An 18,241-nucleotide genomic window follows, 5' to 3' on the forward strand; every position below is an offset into this window, starting at 1 on the left:
CTATTAATTATCAATCAATTTGCTTTACGAGTTCTTTATCAAGCTTCTTGATTGGCACTGTTGGGTATAATATGTTTTTCCAAAACACGTTTGCTATCGGTCTTCACTGCAGTTTCTTTTCGCATTCCCCAAAAGAAATCAGAAGATTTTTTTCGAGCTTCTTCCAAGTTTACTATGGGTAAAGGATAGTTTTTTCCCGGTATAAAGTCGTGAAAAACTTGCTCAATTGGGGTTAATTTCCATGGTTCATGAAGAAATGGAATAGGTAACAAAGCCAATTCAGGAACCCATTTTTTAATAAATTCTCCTTCCGGACCGTGTTCCAATGAATTTTTTACCGGATTGTAAACACGCAAAGTATTAATTCCGGTAACGCCGGCTTGCATTTGAATTTGAGGATAATGAATGCCGGGTTCAAAATCTAAAAACTGTTGGGCCAAGTGCGGACTGCAATTTTGCCAAGGTTGAAACAAATGATGGGTATAAAACGAAACCACCAACGCTCGCATCCGAAAGTTTAAATATCCAGTAGTATTTAAGCAACGCATGCAAGCATCAACAATCGGAACGCCGGTCTTTCCTCTTGTCCATGCCAAATGCCAATCTTCTTTAACCATTTGTTTTAAATGGCGATAACCTTTGTTAACGGCAACAAATTCCATTTCGCATTCCATTTCAAATTTCTGAATAAAATGAGCTTGCCATCTTAATCGAGAAGCAAAATTGGCAATCTGTCGATTATTTTTCCCACTTTTTGCTTTGAGTATTGCCGCTTGATAAACCTGACGAATCGATAAGTTTCCCCAAGCAATATAGGGCGAAAGCCTACTACAGCCTTTGCGAGCAGCTTCGGGTTTTGAGATATGCCGACTGTAATTCTCCACGCGCTCCTCTAAAAAGGAACTCAGGTAACGCCAACCGGTTTTGGTGCCGCCTTTTTGAAACGGGGTACTTTTTTCGGTTTTTAAATTGGGTACCGAAAAGAAGTTCTCTATCGCTTCCAACTCTCGGTATTTGATAAAACTTCTGCTGTCAGCTTTAAACTGAAAGCACGGTTTTTCCATGAAATCATACCAATCTTCTTTCCAATGCTTTCGGTTTTGTAAACCACGAATCACGCCATTAGTAATAAACTCATACCATGGAATTCCATGTTCTTTCAAGATTTCGGCTATAGCTAAATCTCTTTCGTAGGTGACTTTAATTCCGGTTTCTTGGTGCGAGTAAATACCGCGAATAGGAATTAGTTCTATTAGTTTTTTAAAAACGGTAAAAGCTTCTTCTTCTACTATCAGTATTTGGGTATGATATGGCAGGAGTTCGGATTGTAATTCTTCTAAAGATTGTTTGATAAAATCAAAATGTCTTTGGCTGTAATGATGGTCATTGACTAAAGATGGTTCAAGAATATAAAGCAACAGCACTTTTCCCGAAGCTTCTAAAGCACGATGTAAGGCTTCGTGGTCGTGTAATCGCAAATCTCTTTTAAACCAGACGATGTTCATCAGCCGACGGCTTTTTTATAAACAGTTAGACATTTCTCACGCGCTTCTTTATGATCCACAATGGGTTGCGGATATTCTAATGAATTCAACTCTGGAATCCATTTTTTGATATAAGTTAAGTCTTTGTCAAACTTTTTGATTTGTTCCGTTGGATTAAATATTCTGAAGTATGGTGCGGCATCGACACCACTTCCGGCTGCCCATTGCCAATTCCCTACATTACTGGCTTGCTCATAATCTAATAGTTTTTGGGCAAAATAAGTTTCACCCCAGCGCCAATCAATTAATAAATGTTTGCACAAAAAACTCGCCACTATCATTCGCACCCGATTGTGCATATGTCCGGTTGTATTGAGTTCTCGCATTCCGGCATCCACAAAAGGATAACCGGTTTTCCCTTCACACCATTTTTGAAACAAGATTTCCTTATTCTCCCATTGGATTTCATCGTATTTGGGTTTGAAACTTTTATTGACTGTGTGCGGGAAATGCCATAAGATTTGCATGAAAAACTCACGCCAAATCAATTCCTTCAGAAATGTTTCATTCTTGCTTTCCAAAGCCTTGGCAACCATTTTTCTGATGGAAACAGCTCCAAAACGAAGATATATTCCCAGATAAGAAGTCTTGTTAAGCGCCGGGAAATTTCTAGTAGCTTCGTAATTGTCAATTAGTGTATGCGAAATATCATAAGGCGTTACTTCGATGTCAGACGCTACAAAACCAATATCTTTTAAACTTAAAAAAGGATAGGAGTGAAGAGCTATTTTTTCCAGAGAATCTTCTGAATTGTAATTGACTAATTGTATTTTCTTAAAGTGTTCTTTCCATTTATTCGAATACGGAGTATAGACCACATAAGGCGAGCCGTCGTCTTTAACAACTTCGCTTTTTTCAAAGATGACTTGGTCTTTACTGGTTTTAAATTCGATGTTGTACTCTTTGAACAAACCGTACAATTCTAAATCACGTTTGCGCGCATAGGGTTCGTAATCGTGATTGGTAAAAACTATTTTGATTTTATTTTCGGCTAATATTTTATGGTAAACTTCAAAAGGATCACCGTAAAAAACGGCCAATGATTTACCGATTTTTTTTAACTGATCTTGTATTTTATTCAGTTGGTTGTGTATAAAAGTTACCCTTGCATCATCTTTTGGTAATTGGGATAGTATATTTTCATCAAAAATAAAAATCGGCAAAACCTCATCACCACTTTGCAGAGCATGATAAAGTCCGGCATTATCGTCCAATCGCAAATCGCGTCTAAACCAAAATATGTTCATTTTAAACTTTTAATTATTCACCAATAAACTTGACATTCCGCCATCAACATGAAAAATTTGTCCTGAAATCCATGAACTGTCATCACTGAGTAAAAATCTGGCTGTTTTAGCCATATCGTCGGCAGTTCCGACTCTTTTTAGCGGATGACGTTGAGCAGATTTTTCTTTTTTCTCCTCGTTGCTTAAAAATTTTTCTGCCAATGGTGTATCGGTCAGTGACGGAGCGATGACATTGACTCTGATTTTTGGAGCGTATTCTGCGGCTAAGGCTTTGGCAAATCCCTCGATAGCACCTTTGGCAGCAGAAACACTGGTGTGAAAAGGCATTCCCATACCGGCCGCTACCGAACTGAATAAAACAATACTTGATTGATTTGAAGCCGATAAATTAGGTAATATGCTTTGCAAAACCTTAATCATGCTGATAAAATTGATTTGCAAATCACTTTCAAAAGTTTCAGGTTTTAACCCGCGAAACGGACGCAAATTGATACTACCCGGGCAATATACAAATCCGTCTAAAACGCTTGGCAATAAAGATACATTTAAAGTATCTGTTGTGGCATCAAACGGAATGTGCGTTACATTCATGTCAACTATCCCTTCATTAGTTCGAGAAGCAATGTAGACTTTATTTTCGTATTGCAGTTCTTTAGCAATGGCTAATCCAATACCATAGGAACCGCCAATTAATAATATGTTTTTCATGTTATTGTGCTTTGTATTCCCCAAATAGTTCTATTAATTTTTTATGACGATAATCAAATATTTCTTTGAGTTTTGGTTTTACCAAAAAAGGATGTACCAATTGTCCGATAAAACCCATAGGGACTTTGTAGTCAACAATATCTTCCATTTCAACACCTCCGGGAATTTCTTTGAGAAAATGTTTGTGATGCCAAAGCGCATAAGGTCCGAATCGCTGTTCGTCAACAAAATAGTGCTTGTCTACGACGTGGGTGATTTCTGTAACCCATTTCATTGGAATTCCCAATACCGGAGTTACAATATATTGGATAATTTGTCCGGGAAACATTGGTCGGTCGTCACCTGAAAGCGTTTTGAAACCCATATAGTCCGGAGTAATCGTTTTCAGATTTTTAGGGTCGGATAAAAAAGCCCAAGCTTGTTCTAAGGTGATGGGCAGATTTTGTTTGGTATGGAGCGTATAAATTTTCATTTATTTTTAAGATTTTGATAAAGATACTAAATGTTTAACAAAGTACCGAATAAGTTAAACAAACTTGTACTTCATTTAAGTTTATATTAACATTTACAAGCAGAACAATTTGTAATTTTGGACAAACTAAAACAAACATTATGAGAAAAATTATTTTTGTATTGGCTATGATTATTGCCAATTTTACGATTGAAGCTCAAGTTAAAACACCTGCACCTAGTCCGAAATCAACTCTAAACCAAGTAGTTGGATTGACAGATGTAACTATTGAATATTCACGCCCAAGTGCCAAAGGCAGACCGGTTTTTGGTGATTTAGTTCCGTTTGGTAAATTATGGAGAACCGGAGCCAATCAAAATTCTATGATTACTTTTAGTGAAGATGTTGTCATCAAAGGCGCTACTTTGAAAAAAGGAAAATATGCCATTTTTACAACACCTAAAGCTGACATGTGGGAAATCATCTTTTACACAGACACAGACAATTGGGGAACACCTGAAAATTGGGATGAAAACAAAGTAGCTTACAAAACTAATGTTGATCCGATAGCTCTGGGAAATAACGTTGAAACTTTTACCATTGCCATCAATAATTTAACTAATGACAGTGCAACACTTGATATTTCATGGGAAAAAACAATGGCTTCTATTAAATTTGAAGTACCAACTCAAAAGGCAGCCATGGCCAGTATCAATAAGGTTTTAGCCGGACCAACAGCCGGAGATTATTTTTCTTCTGCGCAATACTTATACCAATCTGAAGGCGATTTAAATAAAGCTTTGGAGTATGTTAACAAAGCGGTTTCTATGGCAAAATCACCAGAGGAAGTACCTTTTTGGCACTTGAGATTGAAGTCTTTGATCCAAGCTAAAATGGGTAATAAATCGGGAGCAATTGAAACGGCAAGATTATCATTAGCCGGAGCGGAAAAAGCAAACAACGGTGACTACGTTAAAATGAATAACGACAGCATCAAAGAATGGAGTAAAAAATAATTTTTGCCTGTTACAATAACAAGCCACAAGTTCCTGATTGGAGTTTGTGGCTTTTTTTAGGCTAACACTTTTTGTTTTCCTTTGAAGCCCAATTGCATTAGAATTGACAGTACAATGGTCAATGAAGCCCCAATGAAATTAAGCCATAAATACCCTAATTTTTCTTGTCCGTTAGGGTAAATGTGAATCGCATAGTAATAGATAAAGAAAATGGTAGTTTGGCTGATAACAGCACTATAGAAAATAGCATTGGCTTTTACAAATTTTAGGTAAAACCCAACCAAGAAAACACCCAGAACTGTTCCGTAGAATATTGACCCAACAATATTTACCAACTGAATGAGGTTTTCAAAAAGCGTTCCGACACAAGCAAATAAAATAGCAATCACACCCCAAAGCAAAGTAAAATACTTGGTAGCATTTACAAAATGCTTTTCAGATTTTTCGCCTTTGACATTGCGTTTGTAAATATCAATAGCCGTTGTTGAGGCCAAAGCAGTCAAACCCGATGCGGAAGACGACATGGCAGCAGATAAAATCACCGCCAACAAAAGCCCAATCAATCCCGAAGGCAAATAGTTTAGAATAAAATAGATGAAGACATAGTCTTTGTCGTTGGTTTCGGCTTTGCTGTCTACTTTAGCAATGATTTCCTTGGCTTGGTCATGCAAATCTTTTTCTTTGCCCGATAATGAAATTAGTTTTTGACGCAATATAGGGTTGTCATAATTTTGATTCAAGTGATCAATATATAATAAATTGAATTCCTTCTTTTCTTCGGAGAGTTGGGTTAACTGTTTCTCGAGTGAATTATATTCCTGAGCATAAACCGATTTTTCAACGGCAGTTTTGTTTACCGGATTAAAATGTAATGGTACCGGATTGAATTGAAAAAAAACAAAAACCATCACACCGGTTAACAAAATAAAAAACTGCATCGGGACTTTGAGAAAACCGTTCATAATTAATCCCATCTGACTTTCTCTATCTGATTTTCCGGATAAATAGCGTCCAACTTGTGATTGGTCGGTTCCAAAATAAGAAAGCATCAGGAAAAAACCTCCGGTGATTCCGCTCCAAAAAGTATATCGGTTTTCAGGGTCGAAAGAAAAATCAAGGATATTCATTTTGTCATTGGCTCCCGCAATATGCATGGCATTAGAGAAAGTCATATCATTGGGTAACAAATGCAATATCAAAAAGAACGTGATAAACATACCGCTCATGATGATAAACATTTGTTGTTTTTGGGTGACGTTTACGGCTTTGGTTCCTCCGGCGAAAGTGTAGATGATTACCAGAATTCCGATGATAATGTTAAGTAAGGTAAGGTTCCAACCCAAAATAGAAGACAAAATAATAGCCGGTGCGTAAATGGTCAAACCGGTTCCCAATCCGCGTTGGATTAAAAATAAAATCGCCGTAAAAGAGCGTGTTTTTAAATCGAAACGCTGTTCTAAATATTCATAGGCGGTAAAGACTTTCAGTTTATGATAAATGGGAATGAATGTCATTGATATGACTACCATGGCAATAGGTAAACCAAAGTAAAACTGCACAAATCCCATTCCGTCATGATAGGCTTGTCCGGGTGTGGAAAGAAAAGTTATGGCACTAGCTTGGGTTGCCATAACTGATAAACCTACTGTCCACCACGGGGTTTCTTTGTTGCCCAAAATGTATTCTTCTACATTGGCACTTCCTTTGGTTTTATAAACGCCGTAAAAAACAATAAAAAGCAAAGTAACCGATAAAACGATCCAGTCGAGTTGTTGCATATCAGAAGAATAATTGCATTAATATAAAGAAGATGATAATATAAATGGCATTGGCTATCAAAACCCAAGTATAGCTATTCTTCCAAACTGTTTTTTTTTCCTGTTCCATTTTATTTTCCAATTGCTAACATGTTGGCCATTAACCTAAACGCTCCCGGAACGCCTTCGGGTAATTCTCTGAAGAAACTAAGACCGGTATAAATATAATTCCCTTTGCCGTATTTGGCTACCAATAAAGCGCCATTTTTAGGTTTTTCGCCTTTGTCATTGGCCGAAAGGATAGGTGTGAAGTTGGCATCCCATTCACTCGGATAATACAAGCCTTGCTCTTGTTTCCAGCCTTTGAAATCTTCGGCAGTAATTTTATTCGGATAATTTAAAACCGGATGGTTTGGTGCTAAAAATCGGACTTCGGCATCTTCTTCAGTTACTCGGTCTCGCGATAGTTTCAAGGAAAAAGGAGCCATTTCTTTGGTAACTAAATCATCCAAAGTATTGTATTGCACAATCATTGTTTTGCCATTCTGTACAAAATCTAATAATATTTTTTGTTTGTAAGCCAAAGCATTTACCACATTATAAGCTCGGATTCCGGTCATAACCACGTCAAAATTGGCCAAAAGTTCAACGGTAATTTCTTCCGGTTTTAAAATAGACACTTCGTAACCCATTTGCGTCAGGCTTTGCGGAACTTCATCGCCTGCCCCCATAATATAGGCGATTTTTTCGTTTTTGGTTTTGATTTTTAAGCGAATTGCTTTGGCTTCAGCCGGTTTCAAAACCATTTGCTTGTAGATATGCGAATAGTTGATATCGATTTTTTCTTTGTCGAAAGTTTGGCCATCAACGGTCACTATGCTTTTAATCTCAATTTCACTGGCATCTTCTGAAGGTGAAACGGAAAACACAGCCGAAAAGTCTTGACCTTTTTTGTCAATGGTAAAAGGAATTTCGGTCGGATTGGCTTTCCATTCTTGGGGCAAATCTAATTTCACTTTTCCGGTTATATTGTCTTTTCCGGCTTTGACTTTTACCGTAATTGTTTTGCTTCGGTCGTTATTGAAAATGTATACTTTTTCAGCAATAGAAGAAGTTGCCACAGGAACGATATCTAAAGGCTGATAGACTTCGCCCTTAACATCGTCATTGTATTTGTAAATTACATTGCGATCGAAAGGAATTGTAACATTGTTAATTCCAATCCAAAAACCAACTTTCACCCGGCGCAATACATCAGGAAAGCCTATGTTTTCCTGACTGTCAACGCGATACATGCCATTAGTTCCTTTTTGATTTAGCCAATAAGCATTGGTGTAATCAAAGTCATTTGGAAGCTGTAAAGTGTTAGTGGTTGTGTAAGGAATGTTGTTTTTTAAAGGAATAGTATTTTTTTGGTCAGCTACATAAACCGGCACAGCTCCAATACCTTCTAGGTTGATAGCAATATTGCTTCGGTTAATGGCTTCAATTTTAATTTTTAGCGGACTTCCCGGAGTAACTTCTTGAACATCGGCTACAGCTTCTAAATACAATCCGGCGCAAGCGGCTATGATTTCTTTAATTTCTTCTGATTTGATGGTTTTCCAATGCTTGTCTTCCAGATTTTCAATTAGGGTAAAAGCCTTTACCAATTCAGGAATGCTGGCCGAAGGATTTTTAAAATCGAAGTTTTTCTCTACAGCATATAAAATATCACCAATTTCCTTTCCGCCTTTTACTCGATTCCAAGTGGTATCGATGCCTTCAAACAAATTAGTTTTGTCTTTAGGCATATCGCCTTTTAAAAATTCTAAATATTCGTCTTCTTCACCGCGACTTCCGGTAGCACCAAAGCCTTGGGATTGGTGGCGACTGCGACTCAAAGCTGCAATTTCCTGATTGGATTTTCCGACGGATTGGTAATACGTTCCGATTTTTAGATTGATTAAGTTGGTTTTATCGGCGGCTTCAAATTTTTCTCGGCTACCATAAAACCACCAAGAAGTGTTGAAAAACAATCTTTTAGGTTGCCAAGTTGAAACATATTGCAATTGTTCAGGATATTGATTGGCATCATTAACCAAATCAAATGCTTCTATACTGAGCATGGCTGAAGAGGTATGATGACCATGAGTTGTTCCCGGAGAACGATGGTCAAATCGGTTGATGATGACATCGGGTTGGAATTTGCGAATGGCCCAAATGACATCGCTTAAAACTTGGTCTTTGTCCCATATTTTCAAAGTTTCATCCGGATTTTTAGAAAACCCAAAGTCGTTCGCACGAGTAAAGAATTGTTTGCCACCATCAATTTTTCGGGCTTCAATTAATTCTTGTGTTCTGATAACACCTAATAATTCTCTAAGTTCGGGACCAATAAGATTTTGTCCGCCATCGCCACGGGTTAGAGATAAATAACCGGTTCTTGCTTTCTTGTCATTAGACAAATAAGAAATTAAACGGGTATTTTCATCATCGGGATGTGCCGCTATGTACAATACTGAACCCAGAAAATTAAGTTTTTGGATTTGGTTGTAAATTTCTACTGCATTAGGTTTGGCCGGCTGTTGTGCCCAAATGGATGGTGTGAAAAGAAATAAAAAAACAATAGATAATGAGTAAAGCTTTTGCATTGGGATGACTTTAATTGCAATAGCTTCAAATATAAACATTAAATAAAAAGCAGCGTTTTATTTAATTAGTTTTTAACAAATATGAAGAAAATGAGTTTTACTCGGAAGAAGCAGTTTGATTGATAAATCGACCTTTAGAATTGTAGGGATACATTTTTTTGTGAACTTGTAATAAGTTGTAAGGTTCATCATCATCATAATCGGTTATGGTAACTCGGGCTTTGTTGTATAAAGAATAGCCACCGTAATTTTTTGGCAGTTCAGAGGCTGTTTTCCATTCGCCGTTTTCTTTGAAATAATAAACCATTCTCAGGTTGTCAAAATACGCTTGAATATTAGGAAAATAAAAATAGCGGATATAGCAATTGGTTTTTTTGTCTATGGGTAAGTTCTCTTTTTTGGCTGTTGTATGTTGGGCGTAAGTGCTATTTAAAGCCAAAACAAAAACCAAAGCAAGCATTACTTTTAGTGTTTTCATGATTTTGTAAATTTGGGGTTAACAAAAAATATCAATCAACTGATTTAAATCAAGTCAAAGATATTCATAATTTATCTTCAAAATGTACTTTTTAACGCTGAATTGCAATATTTTGTGTAAAAATTAAGAAATATATTATATTATAATATTGATAATTAGCTATTTAAATAAAAATAAAATGGTTTAAAAAAGAAAGAGCAAGGAGAAATCCCTACTCTTTTTACTGTAAATGTTTTGATTAGTGTTTTCCTTTTCCATGGCCTTTTCCCGGATGTCCTTTGTGTTTTCCATTACCATTCCCCGGCGAGCTTTTGTAATAGGCTTTATTCTTCCAGTTGCCGTTTCCTTTGTATTTTACTTTGTGGGTTTTATAGTAGGCGTAAGGTCTGTTGCCTCTGTAATCGGTTAAATAAACAGTTCGGCCTCTATACAAGTCGTAACCTCTGTAATGTGCCGGTAATGCAGCAGAACGATGCCATCTGCCATTTCTTAAATAGATATATCTTCTGGCCGGAACATCATAATATACTTCAATATCGGGAAGATAATAATAATGAACTTCTACCGGTGCTGCCGGTGCCCAAACCGGAGGTGTACCAACATTTACATTAACTGAAACTTGAGCTCTACTGCTTACCGTGAACGCCAACAGCGTTACCAGTAAATAAAATAACTTTCTTGTTTTCATAATACTTAGTTTTAAATGAAATTTATTTTTCTATTTAAATAGAAAAGCAAATTCCCCAGTTCTTTGAATTTATATTTCAAAATTAGGGTGAATGTAAACTAAGTATGTTATATGATTTTGAGTAAGATTTACAGAATTAAAATCTAATCGGTGAATTCTTTGTCTTCGAACTTAGGCTTAACAATGGAAATTCCTTTTTGCAGTAAGAGGTTATTGGGATAAACCATGAGTTCACCGTCTTTGGTGATTAGGTCCGTATGAAAAGCATTAATATCAATAATTTCGCCTTCGAAAGGAAAATCTTTGTCATGTACTTTAATGATGTCGCCAATTTTAAAAGGAAAAGAAAAAAATAAAATAATACCGGAAGTAATGTTACTTAGGATGGACCATTGGGCAAACATGGCTACACCAACCACTGTTGCAATGGAAGATAATGTAATTAGGATGTCATTCTTTTGTACGCCCCAAATTACAATCAACGAAATGACGGCTAAAATGCTAATGAGTAAGTGAATGTATTTGATGACTAAATTGGTTCTTTTTTCTATACCCGTATGTGATCTTGAATATCTTTTCACCGCTTTGGTTACCATTATTCGTAAAAGAACCACAATAAGAATTACCAATCCGGTAGCGATTTCTTCTTTTAAGTAGTATTCAAAAAAGTTCATGACATTTTATAAATTAGTTAGATATGCATAGACTTTATCCGTTGGTAATCCAACAACATTAGTATAAGAACCTTCTATTTTAGCTATACCTACAAGCCCAATCCATTCTTGGATGCCATAAGCGCCGGCTTTGTCAAAGGGTTTGTAATGGTCTAAATAATACTGAATAGCTTCGTCTGAAAGCTTATTAAAAGTCACTTTGGTCACTTCAAAAACAGTTTCTGTTTTGTGAATGGTCTTAAAGCAAACCGAAGTAATGACTTCATGTGTTTTGCCTGACATGGATTTCAACATTTGAAAGGCATCATCATAATCTTTGGGTTTGCCCAAGGCTTTGTTTTCAAACCAAACAATGGTATCGCTGGTGATTAAAATTTCATTCTCGGCTATTTCTCCTTCAAAAGCATTGGCTTTTAGGATAGCCAGAAAATTGGTAATTTCTACGCCCTGAAGGTTTTCGGGATAAATTTCATCTATTTCTTTTAGTCTGATTTCAAAATCGACCGCTAACTCTTTTAAAAACTGCTGTCTTCTCGGCGAACCGGAAGCTAAGATGATTTTGTAGTTTTTATCAAAAGAACTAAGCATTGTTTTTAATGTTCAAATTGATGACTAAAATAGACAATATTCCGAACAAGATAACCCACTTTAACACCGAACTTAACAAATGAAAATTCTTTTTAGACTTGGCGTTCCAAATTTTAATTACAAAGAAGATCATTGGACCAACCACAAAAAGTAAGGCATAAACCACAGCATAATAGAGATGGTTTTCCATCAAATAAGTATTGATGTACCAAAGTAAAATCAGTGTTGCTATAATTCCGAGTCCGAAAACCACTTTGGCTGTTCGGCTAACACCTATGGCAATTGGTAAAGTATTCATTCCTTGATTGTAATCACCATTTACATCTTCCATGTCTTTAACAATTTCTCTAATAAAATTAATGATAAAAGCAAACAAAGCATAATCTAAAAGCAATGAAAAATACACGCCCATTTCCTTCTGATTGTTTTCAAAAGTAAGTGGTAATAAATCGTATACGCCAATAATTAAAATACTAATGGCTAAGAGAAACGCCACGATGATATTGCCAATCAACAACATTCTTTTAAAGGTCGTAGCGTACAAATACAACAAAGTAACGATGATGATAAAAATCCCGGCGAATGTGGGTTTTTGAATAGTATTCGACAGATAAAAACCAATCCCGACACCGGTGACATTTAAAGCAAAATAAATATTATAAGCCATAGCTTCCGAGATACCTTTGCCAATGACCATTTTGAAAGGTTTGTTTTCGCTATCGGTTTCTTGGTCCATTACATCATTAATGATATAACCGGCTCCGGCAATCATCAGAGTCGATAAAACTAATAAACCGTATTGAAAATCATTTAAAAACAAATAAATAGCTTCATGCTTCAGAAATCCGTATCGGAAAATCAATTGCATAAAAGCGAGTAGAAGTAGGTTTTGGTATCTAATTAATCTTAAAAAGTTCATTTCCTTAAGTTGATTTGGTTATCTGTATTATCAATCGTGTTTCCCGTTATAGTACATATGCCATTTGCCTTGGGCTTTCATAACCTGTTCAATCACTTCTCGAACCGCGCCTTTGCCGCCGTTTTTATGCGAAATGTATTTGGAAATCGCTTTGATTTCCGGGCTGGCATCTTGCGGACAGGTTGGTAAACCTACCAATTGCATCACATGAAAATCGGGGATGTCATCACCCATATATAAAACCTGTTCGGGTTTGATGTTGTACAATTCGATGTATTCTTTAAAAGTAGCTACTTTATCTGGCGAAGCCAAATGAATGTCGGTGATGCCTAGATTTTTCAGTCGAATGCGAACGCCTTCATTGTTTCCACCCGAAATGATGCATACATTATAACCACTTTCTACAGCCGCTTTCATGGCAAAACCATCTCTGATATTCATAATTCTCAACATTTCACCCGTTGGTGTCACATGAACCGAACTGTCGGTTAAAACGCCGTCTACATCCAAAATAAATGTAGTTATATCATTCATGATTTCCTTATAACTTTTTCCCATGGTCGATTATAGATTTGGTTAGCAATTTATAGATTTCTTTTTGGTTTTCATCGGTTAAAAAGGACAGATGACTATTGATGGTTTGGGTATCGTTTCTTTTGGCCGGACCGGTTTGGGCTTCTTTGGGTGAAAGCGTCAAAATTTTATTCGCCGTTTCTTGAATCAAAGGTTTCAAAATATCAAAAGATAATTGGTTCTCGGTACAAATTTCGTTCCCCATTTGGTACATATGATTGACAAAATTTGAGACAAAAACGGCCGCTACGTGCAAAGCTTTTCTTTGTTCGGAATTGACTTGGTAAATAACCTCAGAGATTGATTTTGCAACGGTTTCAAGAGTTTGGTGATCACTTTCACTTTGGGCTTCCAAACAAATCGGAACACTTTTAAAATCGACTGCTTTTGACTTAGAAAAGGTTTGTAACGGATAAAAAACACCTTTTCTATTTTTATCATTTAAAGCCTCAATATTCACACTTCCTGAAGTATGCACTACCAATTGATTTTGAAAAGGAATTTGATTAGAAACGTTAGCAATAGCATCATCACTAACTGCAATGATAAGCAAATCAACGGTTTGAAGAGAATCGAAATCGGTGATAATGATTTCGGAATCGAGTAGGTGAGTGAGACTACTTTTTTGACGAGTAAGTACCTGAACTAGCTTGATTTCCGATGCTGCTTTAAAAGCAGTAATCAAGTGATGGGCTACATTTCCGGAACCGATTATACTGACTGATATCATTCCGTAAAAGTAGTAAAAAAGGAAGTTATCAGGCAAGCCAAACCATTTTCTGGGCGCTATTTGTTTATTTTTTCTTCTAATGCTTTCAATCTATCTTCCAAAGATTGGATTTTAGCTTCCTGAGATTCAATGATTTTTTGCTGTTCTTGTATGGCTTTGGTCATTGGTGCAATCAAATCGTTATAACGTAAACTGTAATAACCGTCATCGTCTTTGGTCAAGATTCCGGAATAAGTTATGCCTGATGACACTAAGGCTTCTTCTACCTCTTGTGCAATAAAACCGTATTCTAATCTTCTGAGTTTGTCATTGGAACGGAAATAGGAAACGGGATTGAGTTTTTTAATAAAGTCCAATCCTAAGTTAGAAGATATGATATCCGATTTCCATCGTTTGTCTGAAGTAATGGAAAGCCCAACTTGACAACCTAAATAACCAATAAAAATGTTTCCTAAACGAATTTGGTCATTACCGGTTGCATTGGGAACTTGAGCGGTATCGCCTAAGCCAAGATTATTGGAGCCTGTAGTTACATTCGTCAAAGCGCCTTTACCCAAAGCGGTATTGTAACTTCCGGTACTATTATTTAAAGCATAAAAACCAACGGCAGTATTATCCCAACCGGAAACATTACTGTACATGCTGTTGTAACCAATGGCAGTATTATTGACACCACTTTGATTAGAGTACATGGCGTTATAACCTAAACTTGAATTATAAGTTCCGGTTGTATTGGAAAGATTGGCATTGATACCAAAAGCAATATTGGTAGTGCTTATTCGTCCGGCTGTGGTATTCCATCTTTTAAAAACCAAATCAACATTGTCGGTAGTGCCTATGAAATTGGTTCCCGCTGTGGTACCGCTGTTTCCGGTAGTAGTCCAGCCCGAATTTCCGGTTAAAAATCTCGTCCAAGCCGTAGAGGCCGAACCGTTTGTTTTTCGGAACCAAATCTCTTGATCAAAGAAACTACCGGCAATTTGCATGGCATAATTGTTTGTTGAATTGCTGTGTCTAACATCAATCAAATGCCACCATGAACTCGCGCCTGAAGGGTAATTTGTTGGCGATACTGTTTCAAAAAAACCGGATTGTGCTCCTGCATTTCCTTGTAATCCTGCATTGTCTCGGGTTTCTGTTCTTACATTACCATTTCCGAATCCAAAAGTACCGGTACCTAAATCCAATCGATAGGCAGGTGTTGCTGTACCAATGCCGACGTTAACATTACTGGTTGCTCCATTCACACCATTTATACTACCCAACACTAAAGAGTTACTCTGGCCAACATAGGCCTTGGATCCTATGGCAGTGGCGTTGGTTAAATTAGAATTAGCTAAATTACAATTATAACCCAAAGCCGTATTTTCATTTCCTGCCTGGTTTGCATTTAAAGAATTATAACCTAAAGAGGTATTTTTTGAACCCATAGTATTCTGGTATAAAGAATTTACTCCAACCGCAGTGTTTTCATCTCCTCCTGTATTAGAAATAAGAGATGAAGATCCAATAGAGGTATTGCTCGAACCCGAACTAAAAACTAAAGCTTTAAATCCAACAGCTGTATTATCATTTGCATGAAAATTATTTTGCATAGTTCCATATCCAATAGCAGTATTATTATTTCCTGTGAAATTAGCCACTAAACTATAAGCTCCATGACTCGTATTGTAATTTGCTGTTGTTGCATTTACCATGGAATTAAAACCAGTTGCGGTGTTACCTGTTCCGCTAGTGTTTAATCTAAGAGATTTATTTCCTATAGCAGTATTTTCATTCCCGTTAGTGTTTGTTGTTAAGGATTCAAATCCGATGGCTAAATTATCTGTTCCGGAAACATTCATTTTCATAGCCCTAAATCCAATACTTGTATTTCGGATTCCGCTTGTATTGATATTTTGGGCTTCTTGTCCTATAGCTATATTGTAAGCATTGGCTAAGTTGCTATTTTCAAGAGCGAAACTTCCTATAGCTATATTTGAACTTCCCGTGGTGTTTGTAAATAAAGTTCGATGTCCAATAGCAATATTGTCTGTACCTGATGTATTATTAGTCATTGACTCATATCCAAAAGCTAAATTACGTAATCCAGTATTGTTAAACTTTAAGGAACGATATCCCACTGCAGTATTAAATGACCCAGCATTGTTTGAACTCATAGACTCATGACCTATAGCGATTAAACCACTGCTTGTGGTATTTTCTAGTGCGTTACTTCCGATTGCAATATTACTGTTTCCTGTTACATTTGAGTTTAATGTCATATAGCCTATGCCTATATTATCGGATCCTAAAAAGTTATAATCTAGGGAAGCATAGCCAAAAGCCAAATTACGGTTGCCAGCAGTATTAAAACGCAAAGAATTGTGACCAAAAGCATTATTATAATTCCCTGTAGTATTATTTGTTAAAGAAGTATTACCTATACTAGTATTGGACACTCCAGTAGAGTTCTGCCTAAGTGAAAAGGCACCAAAAGCGCTGTTGCTATTTCCATTAGAGACTTGAAGTGTTTGATATCCAAAGGAAGTTTCTGAAGGCGAAATTCGTCCGGAACGATAGCTAAATCTCTTGAAAACTACATCAACATCATCAATAGTTCCTATGAAGTTCATAAATGCATTCGTCCCCGAATTACCGGTTAATCCCCAACCTTTTTCACCTACAGGTTTCCAACTTACAGTTGCATTATCCCAATAATAAAATCCGGGTTGTGAAGATCCCGATGTGGTAGTCAAATACAACATCATTCCGTTTTGGGCAGCTGTTGGATTACTGAACGGCAAAGTATTTACTCTTGGAATAATTATTCCGTCAGTAATGTCAGGTGAGTTGGCATCTGAAGGTGCAATTTGGAGTTTAGCATACGGGGTCGTTAGTCCGATACCAATTTTACCAGAAGTAATATTACTCATATCTTTACCATAAATAACATTGGCAATAGATAATTGATCATTTCCCGTATTAATAGGAACTTGTGCAGCAGCGCCAATGGCAGTGTTGTTGTAGCCGGAAGTTAAATTACTCATTGAATCCGCTCCAACTGCGGTATTGCTGTTTCCAATAGTTAAGCTGCCTAATGAATATGATCCAAGTCCAGTATTTCCTGAGCCGGTAGTTGAATTTAGAGTGCTAGATCCAATAGCTACATTGTTTATTCCAATGGTATTATTCACAAGCGTTTGACTTCCAAGAGCTGTATTACCATGCCCACCGGTATTGTTATAACCGGCATTAAATCCGATCATTGTATTAAAATTCCCGGTTGCGTTAGAAGTGAGTGATTGTGCCCCAAAAGCGGTATTTCTGTTTCCGATGGTATTAGCAAAAAGGGAATAAGCTCCAAAAGCACTATTAAAATCACTAATGCTATTGTATAAGGTCTTGCTTCCAACCGCAGTATTAAATGAACCTGAGACATTGTTTTTCATACTTTCATTTCCTACCGATGTGTTGAAGGAACCATTATCATTATTAAACAAAGATTCTGTCCCAACCGCACTATTGTCGATACCTGTAAGATTAGAGCCTAATGAACCCATTCCTACTGCAGTATTATTATTGAATACCGAACCTGAATTCAAAGCACCAAAGCCTACTCCCGTATTTCCTGAACCTGAAGTAATGTTGGTTAATGAATTACTACCAACTGCGGTGTTATAATTTCCTGAGGTTAGCGCTGAAAGCGAATTGTTTCCAAAAACAGAATTTTGAAATCCCGTTGTAGTTACATTCAAGCTGTTGTTCCCGAAAGAAGTGTTGTACAATGTTACTTGTCCGGCCAAAACATTATTTCTTTTGAATCTGAAATCAGTATCATCTGTGGTTCCAATGAAGTTTGATGCGTTGTTCGTTCCCGAATTTCCGGTTAATCCCCAACCTTTATCACCACCTACGCTTTTCCAGGTGCTTGTTGGTCCGTCCCAATAGTAAAATCCGGATTCTAATGAACCAAAAGCAGTAGTCAAGAAAATCAGCATCCCGTGTTGCGCTGCCGTAGGGATAACGGCCGGAAAAGTATTTACTCTCGGAATTAACAGTCCATCCGTATTGCTGGGATTGGCAGCATTACTCGATTTAATGTCTAAGGCAGCATTGGGAGTGGTGGTGCCGATGCCGACTTGGGAATAGACTCCATTTAAACAAATGAAGTACAAAATAATTGTGAATAGGTTTTTCATAACTACCGTGTAAAGTATCGTGATACTTTACGAAGGTAATTTTTACTTAAATGG

15 protein-coding genes are annotated in these 18,241 nt (G+C 36.8%); 1 reads left to right on the forward strand and 14 read right to left on the reverse strand.

The window, feature by feature from the left end; translation table 11 throughout:
* Positions 1 to 38: 38 nt before the first annotated feature.
* Genes P7V56_RS08630 through P7V56_RS08645 form a run of 4 tightly spaced genes read right to left on the reverse strand, consistent with a single transcriptional unit; the run spans position 39 to position 3,971 of the window.
* Complete coding sequence (locus P7V56_RS08630) at positions 39 to 1,505, reverse strand: FAD-binding domain-containing protein (RefSeq protein WP_171223253.1); 1,467 nt, start codon at positions 1,503 to 1,505, stop codon at positions 39 to 41.
* On the reverse strand, positions 1,505 to 2,791 hold the full coding sequence (locus P7V56_RS08635; protein WP_171223254.1) for a cryptochrome/photolyase family protein: 1,287 nt from the start codon (positions 2,789 to 2,791) through the stop codon (positions 1,505 to 1,507). Before P7V56_RS08635 ends, P7V56_RS08630 begins: the two co-directional genes overlap by 1 nt.
* A 9-nt stretch (positions 2,792 to 2,800) precedes the next feature.
* Positions 2,801 to 3,499, reverse strand: coding sequence for an SDR family NAD(P)-dependent oxidoreductase (locus P7V56_RS08640; RefSeq protein ID WP_171223255.1), 699 nt, complete (start codon positions 3,497 to 3,499; stop codon positions 2,801 to 2,803).
* A 1-nt stretch (position 3,500) separates the two neighbouring features.
* Positions 3,501 to 3,971, reverse strand: a complete 471-nt coding sequence (locus P7V56_RS08645; RefSeq protein WP_171223256.1) for an SRPBCC family protein — start codon at positions 3,969 to 3,971, stop codon at positions 3,501 to 3,503.
* A 140-nt stretch (positions 3,972 to 4,111) separates the two neighbouring features.
* On the opposite strand from P7V56_RS08645, the gene P7V56_RS08650 reads away from it, so the two are divergent.
* The gene (locus P7V56_RS08650) at positions 4,112 to 4,966 is read left to right on the forward strand and encodes a DUF2911 domain-containing protein (RefSeq protein WP_171223257.1); all 855 of its coding nucleotides are present in this window, start codon (positions 4,112 to 4,114) and stop codon (positions 4,964 to 4,966) included.
* Between the two features lie 56 nt (positions 4,967 to 5,022).
* On the opposite strand, the gene P7V56_RS08655 is transcribed toward P7V56_RS08650, so the two are convergent.
* The 10 genes from P7V56_RS08655 to P7V56_RS08700 all read right to left on the reverse strand — a co-directional run bounded on the left by P7V56_RS08655 (position 5,023) and on the right by P7V56_RS08700 (position 18,187).
* Positions 5,023 to 6,744: a sodium:solute symporter family protein gene (locus P7V56_RS08655; protein ID WP_171223258.1), complete on the reverse strand. Its 1,722-nt coding sequence runs from the start codon at positions 6,742 to 6,744 to the stop codon at positions 5,023 to 5,025.
* A 110-nt stretch (positions 6,745 to 6,854) separates the two neighbouring features.
* The gene (locus P7V56_RS08660) at positions 6,855 to 9,356 is read right to left on the reverse strand and encodes a PIG-L family deacetylase (RefSeq protein ID WP_171223259.1); all 2,502 of its coding nucleotides are present in this window, start codon (positions 9,354 to 9,356) and stop codon (positions 6,855 to 6,857) included.
* A gap of 97 nt (positions 9,357 to 9,453) precedes the next feature.
* Positions 9,454 to 9,834 carry a hypothetical protein gene (locus tag P7V56_RS08665; protein ID WP_171223260.1) on the reverse strand — a complete coding sequence of 127 codons (381 nt, stop codon included), beginning with the start codon at positions 9,832 to 9,834 and terminating at the stop codon, positions 9,454 to 9,456.
* Positions 9,835 to 10,072: 238 nt separating this feature from the next.
* A complete protein-coding gene (locus tag P7V56_RS08670) occupies positions 10,073 to 10,522 on the reverse strand; it encodes a hypothetical protein (protein WP_171223261.1) in 450 nt (149 codons plus the stop codon).
* Between the two features lie 143 nt (positions 10,523 to 10,665).
* Positions 10,666 to 11,196 (reverse strand): mechanosensitive ion channel domain-containing protein, encoded by a 531-nt coding sequence (locus P7V56_RS08675; protein ID WP_171223262.1) that lies wholly within the window; start codon positions 11,194 to 11,196, stop codon positions 10,666 to 10,668.
* Positions 11,197 to 11,202: 6 nt separating this feature from the next.
* Positions 11,203 to 11,784, reverse strand: coding sequence for a Maf-like protein (locus P7V56_RS08680; protein ID WP_171223263.1), 582 nt, complete (start codon positions 11,782 to 11,784; stop codon positions 11,203 to 11,205).
* Positions 11,777 to 12,703 (reverse strand): geranylgeranylglycerol-phosphate geranylgeranyltransferase, encoded by a 927-nt coding sequence (locus P7V56_RS08685; RefSeq protein ID WP_171223264.1) that lies wholly within the window; start codon positions 12,701 to 12,703, stop codon positions 11,777 to 11,779. Before P7V56_RS08685 ends, P7V56_RS08680 begins: the two co-directional genes overlap by 8 nt.
* Before the next feature lie 30 nt (positions 12,704 to 12,733).
* Positions 12,734 to 13,261: a KdsC family phosphatase gene (locus tag P7V56_RS08690; RefSeq protein ID WP_171223265.1), complete on the reverse strand. Its 528-nt coding sequence runs from the start codon at positions 13,259 to 13,261 to the stop codon at positions 12,734 to 12,736.
* The gene (locus P7V56_RS08695; protein ID WP_171223266.1) at positions 13,245 to 14,006 is read right to left on the reverse strand and encodes a Rossmann-like and DUF2520 domain-containing protein; all 762 of its coding nucleotides are present in this window, start codon (positions 14,004 to 14,006) and stop codon (positions 13,245 to 13,247) included. The genes P7V56_RS08690 and P7V56_RS08695 overlap by 17 nt, the downstream gene beginning before the upstream one ends.
* A 56-nt stretch (positions 14,007 to 14,062) precedes the next feature.
* Complete coding sequence (locus P7V56_RS08700; protein ID WP_171223267.1) at positions 14,063 to 18,187, reverse strand: phage tail-like protein; 4,125 nt, start codon at positions 18,185 to 18,187, stop codon at positions 14,063 to 14,065.
* Between the last annotated feature and the right edge of the window lie 54 nt (positions 18,188 to 18,241).

The organism is Flavobacterium sp. IMCC34852 (assembly GCF_030643905.1).
Lineage (GTDB): Bacteria > Bacteroidota > Bacteroidia > Flavobacteriales > Flavobacteriaceae > Flavobacterium > Flavobacterium rivulicola.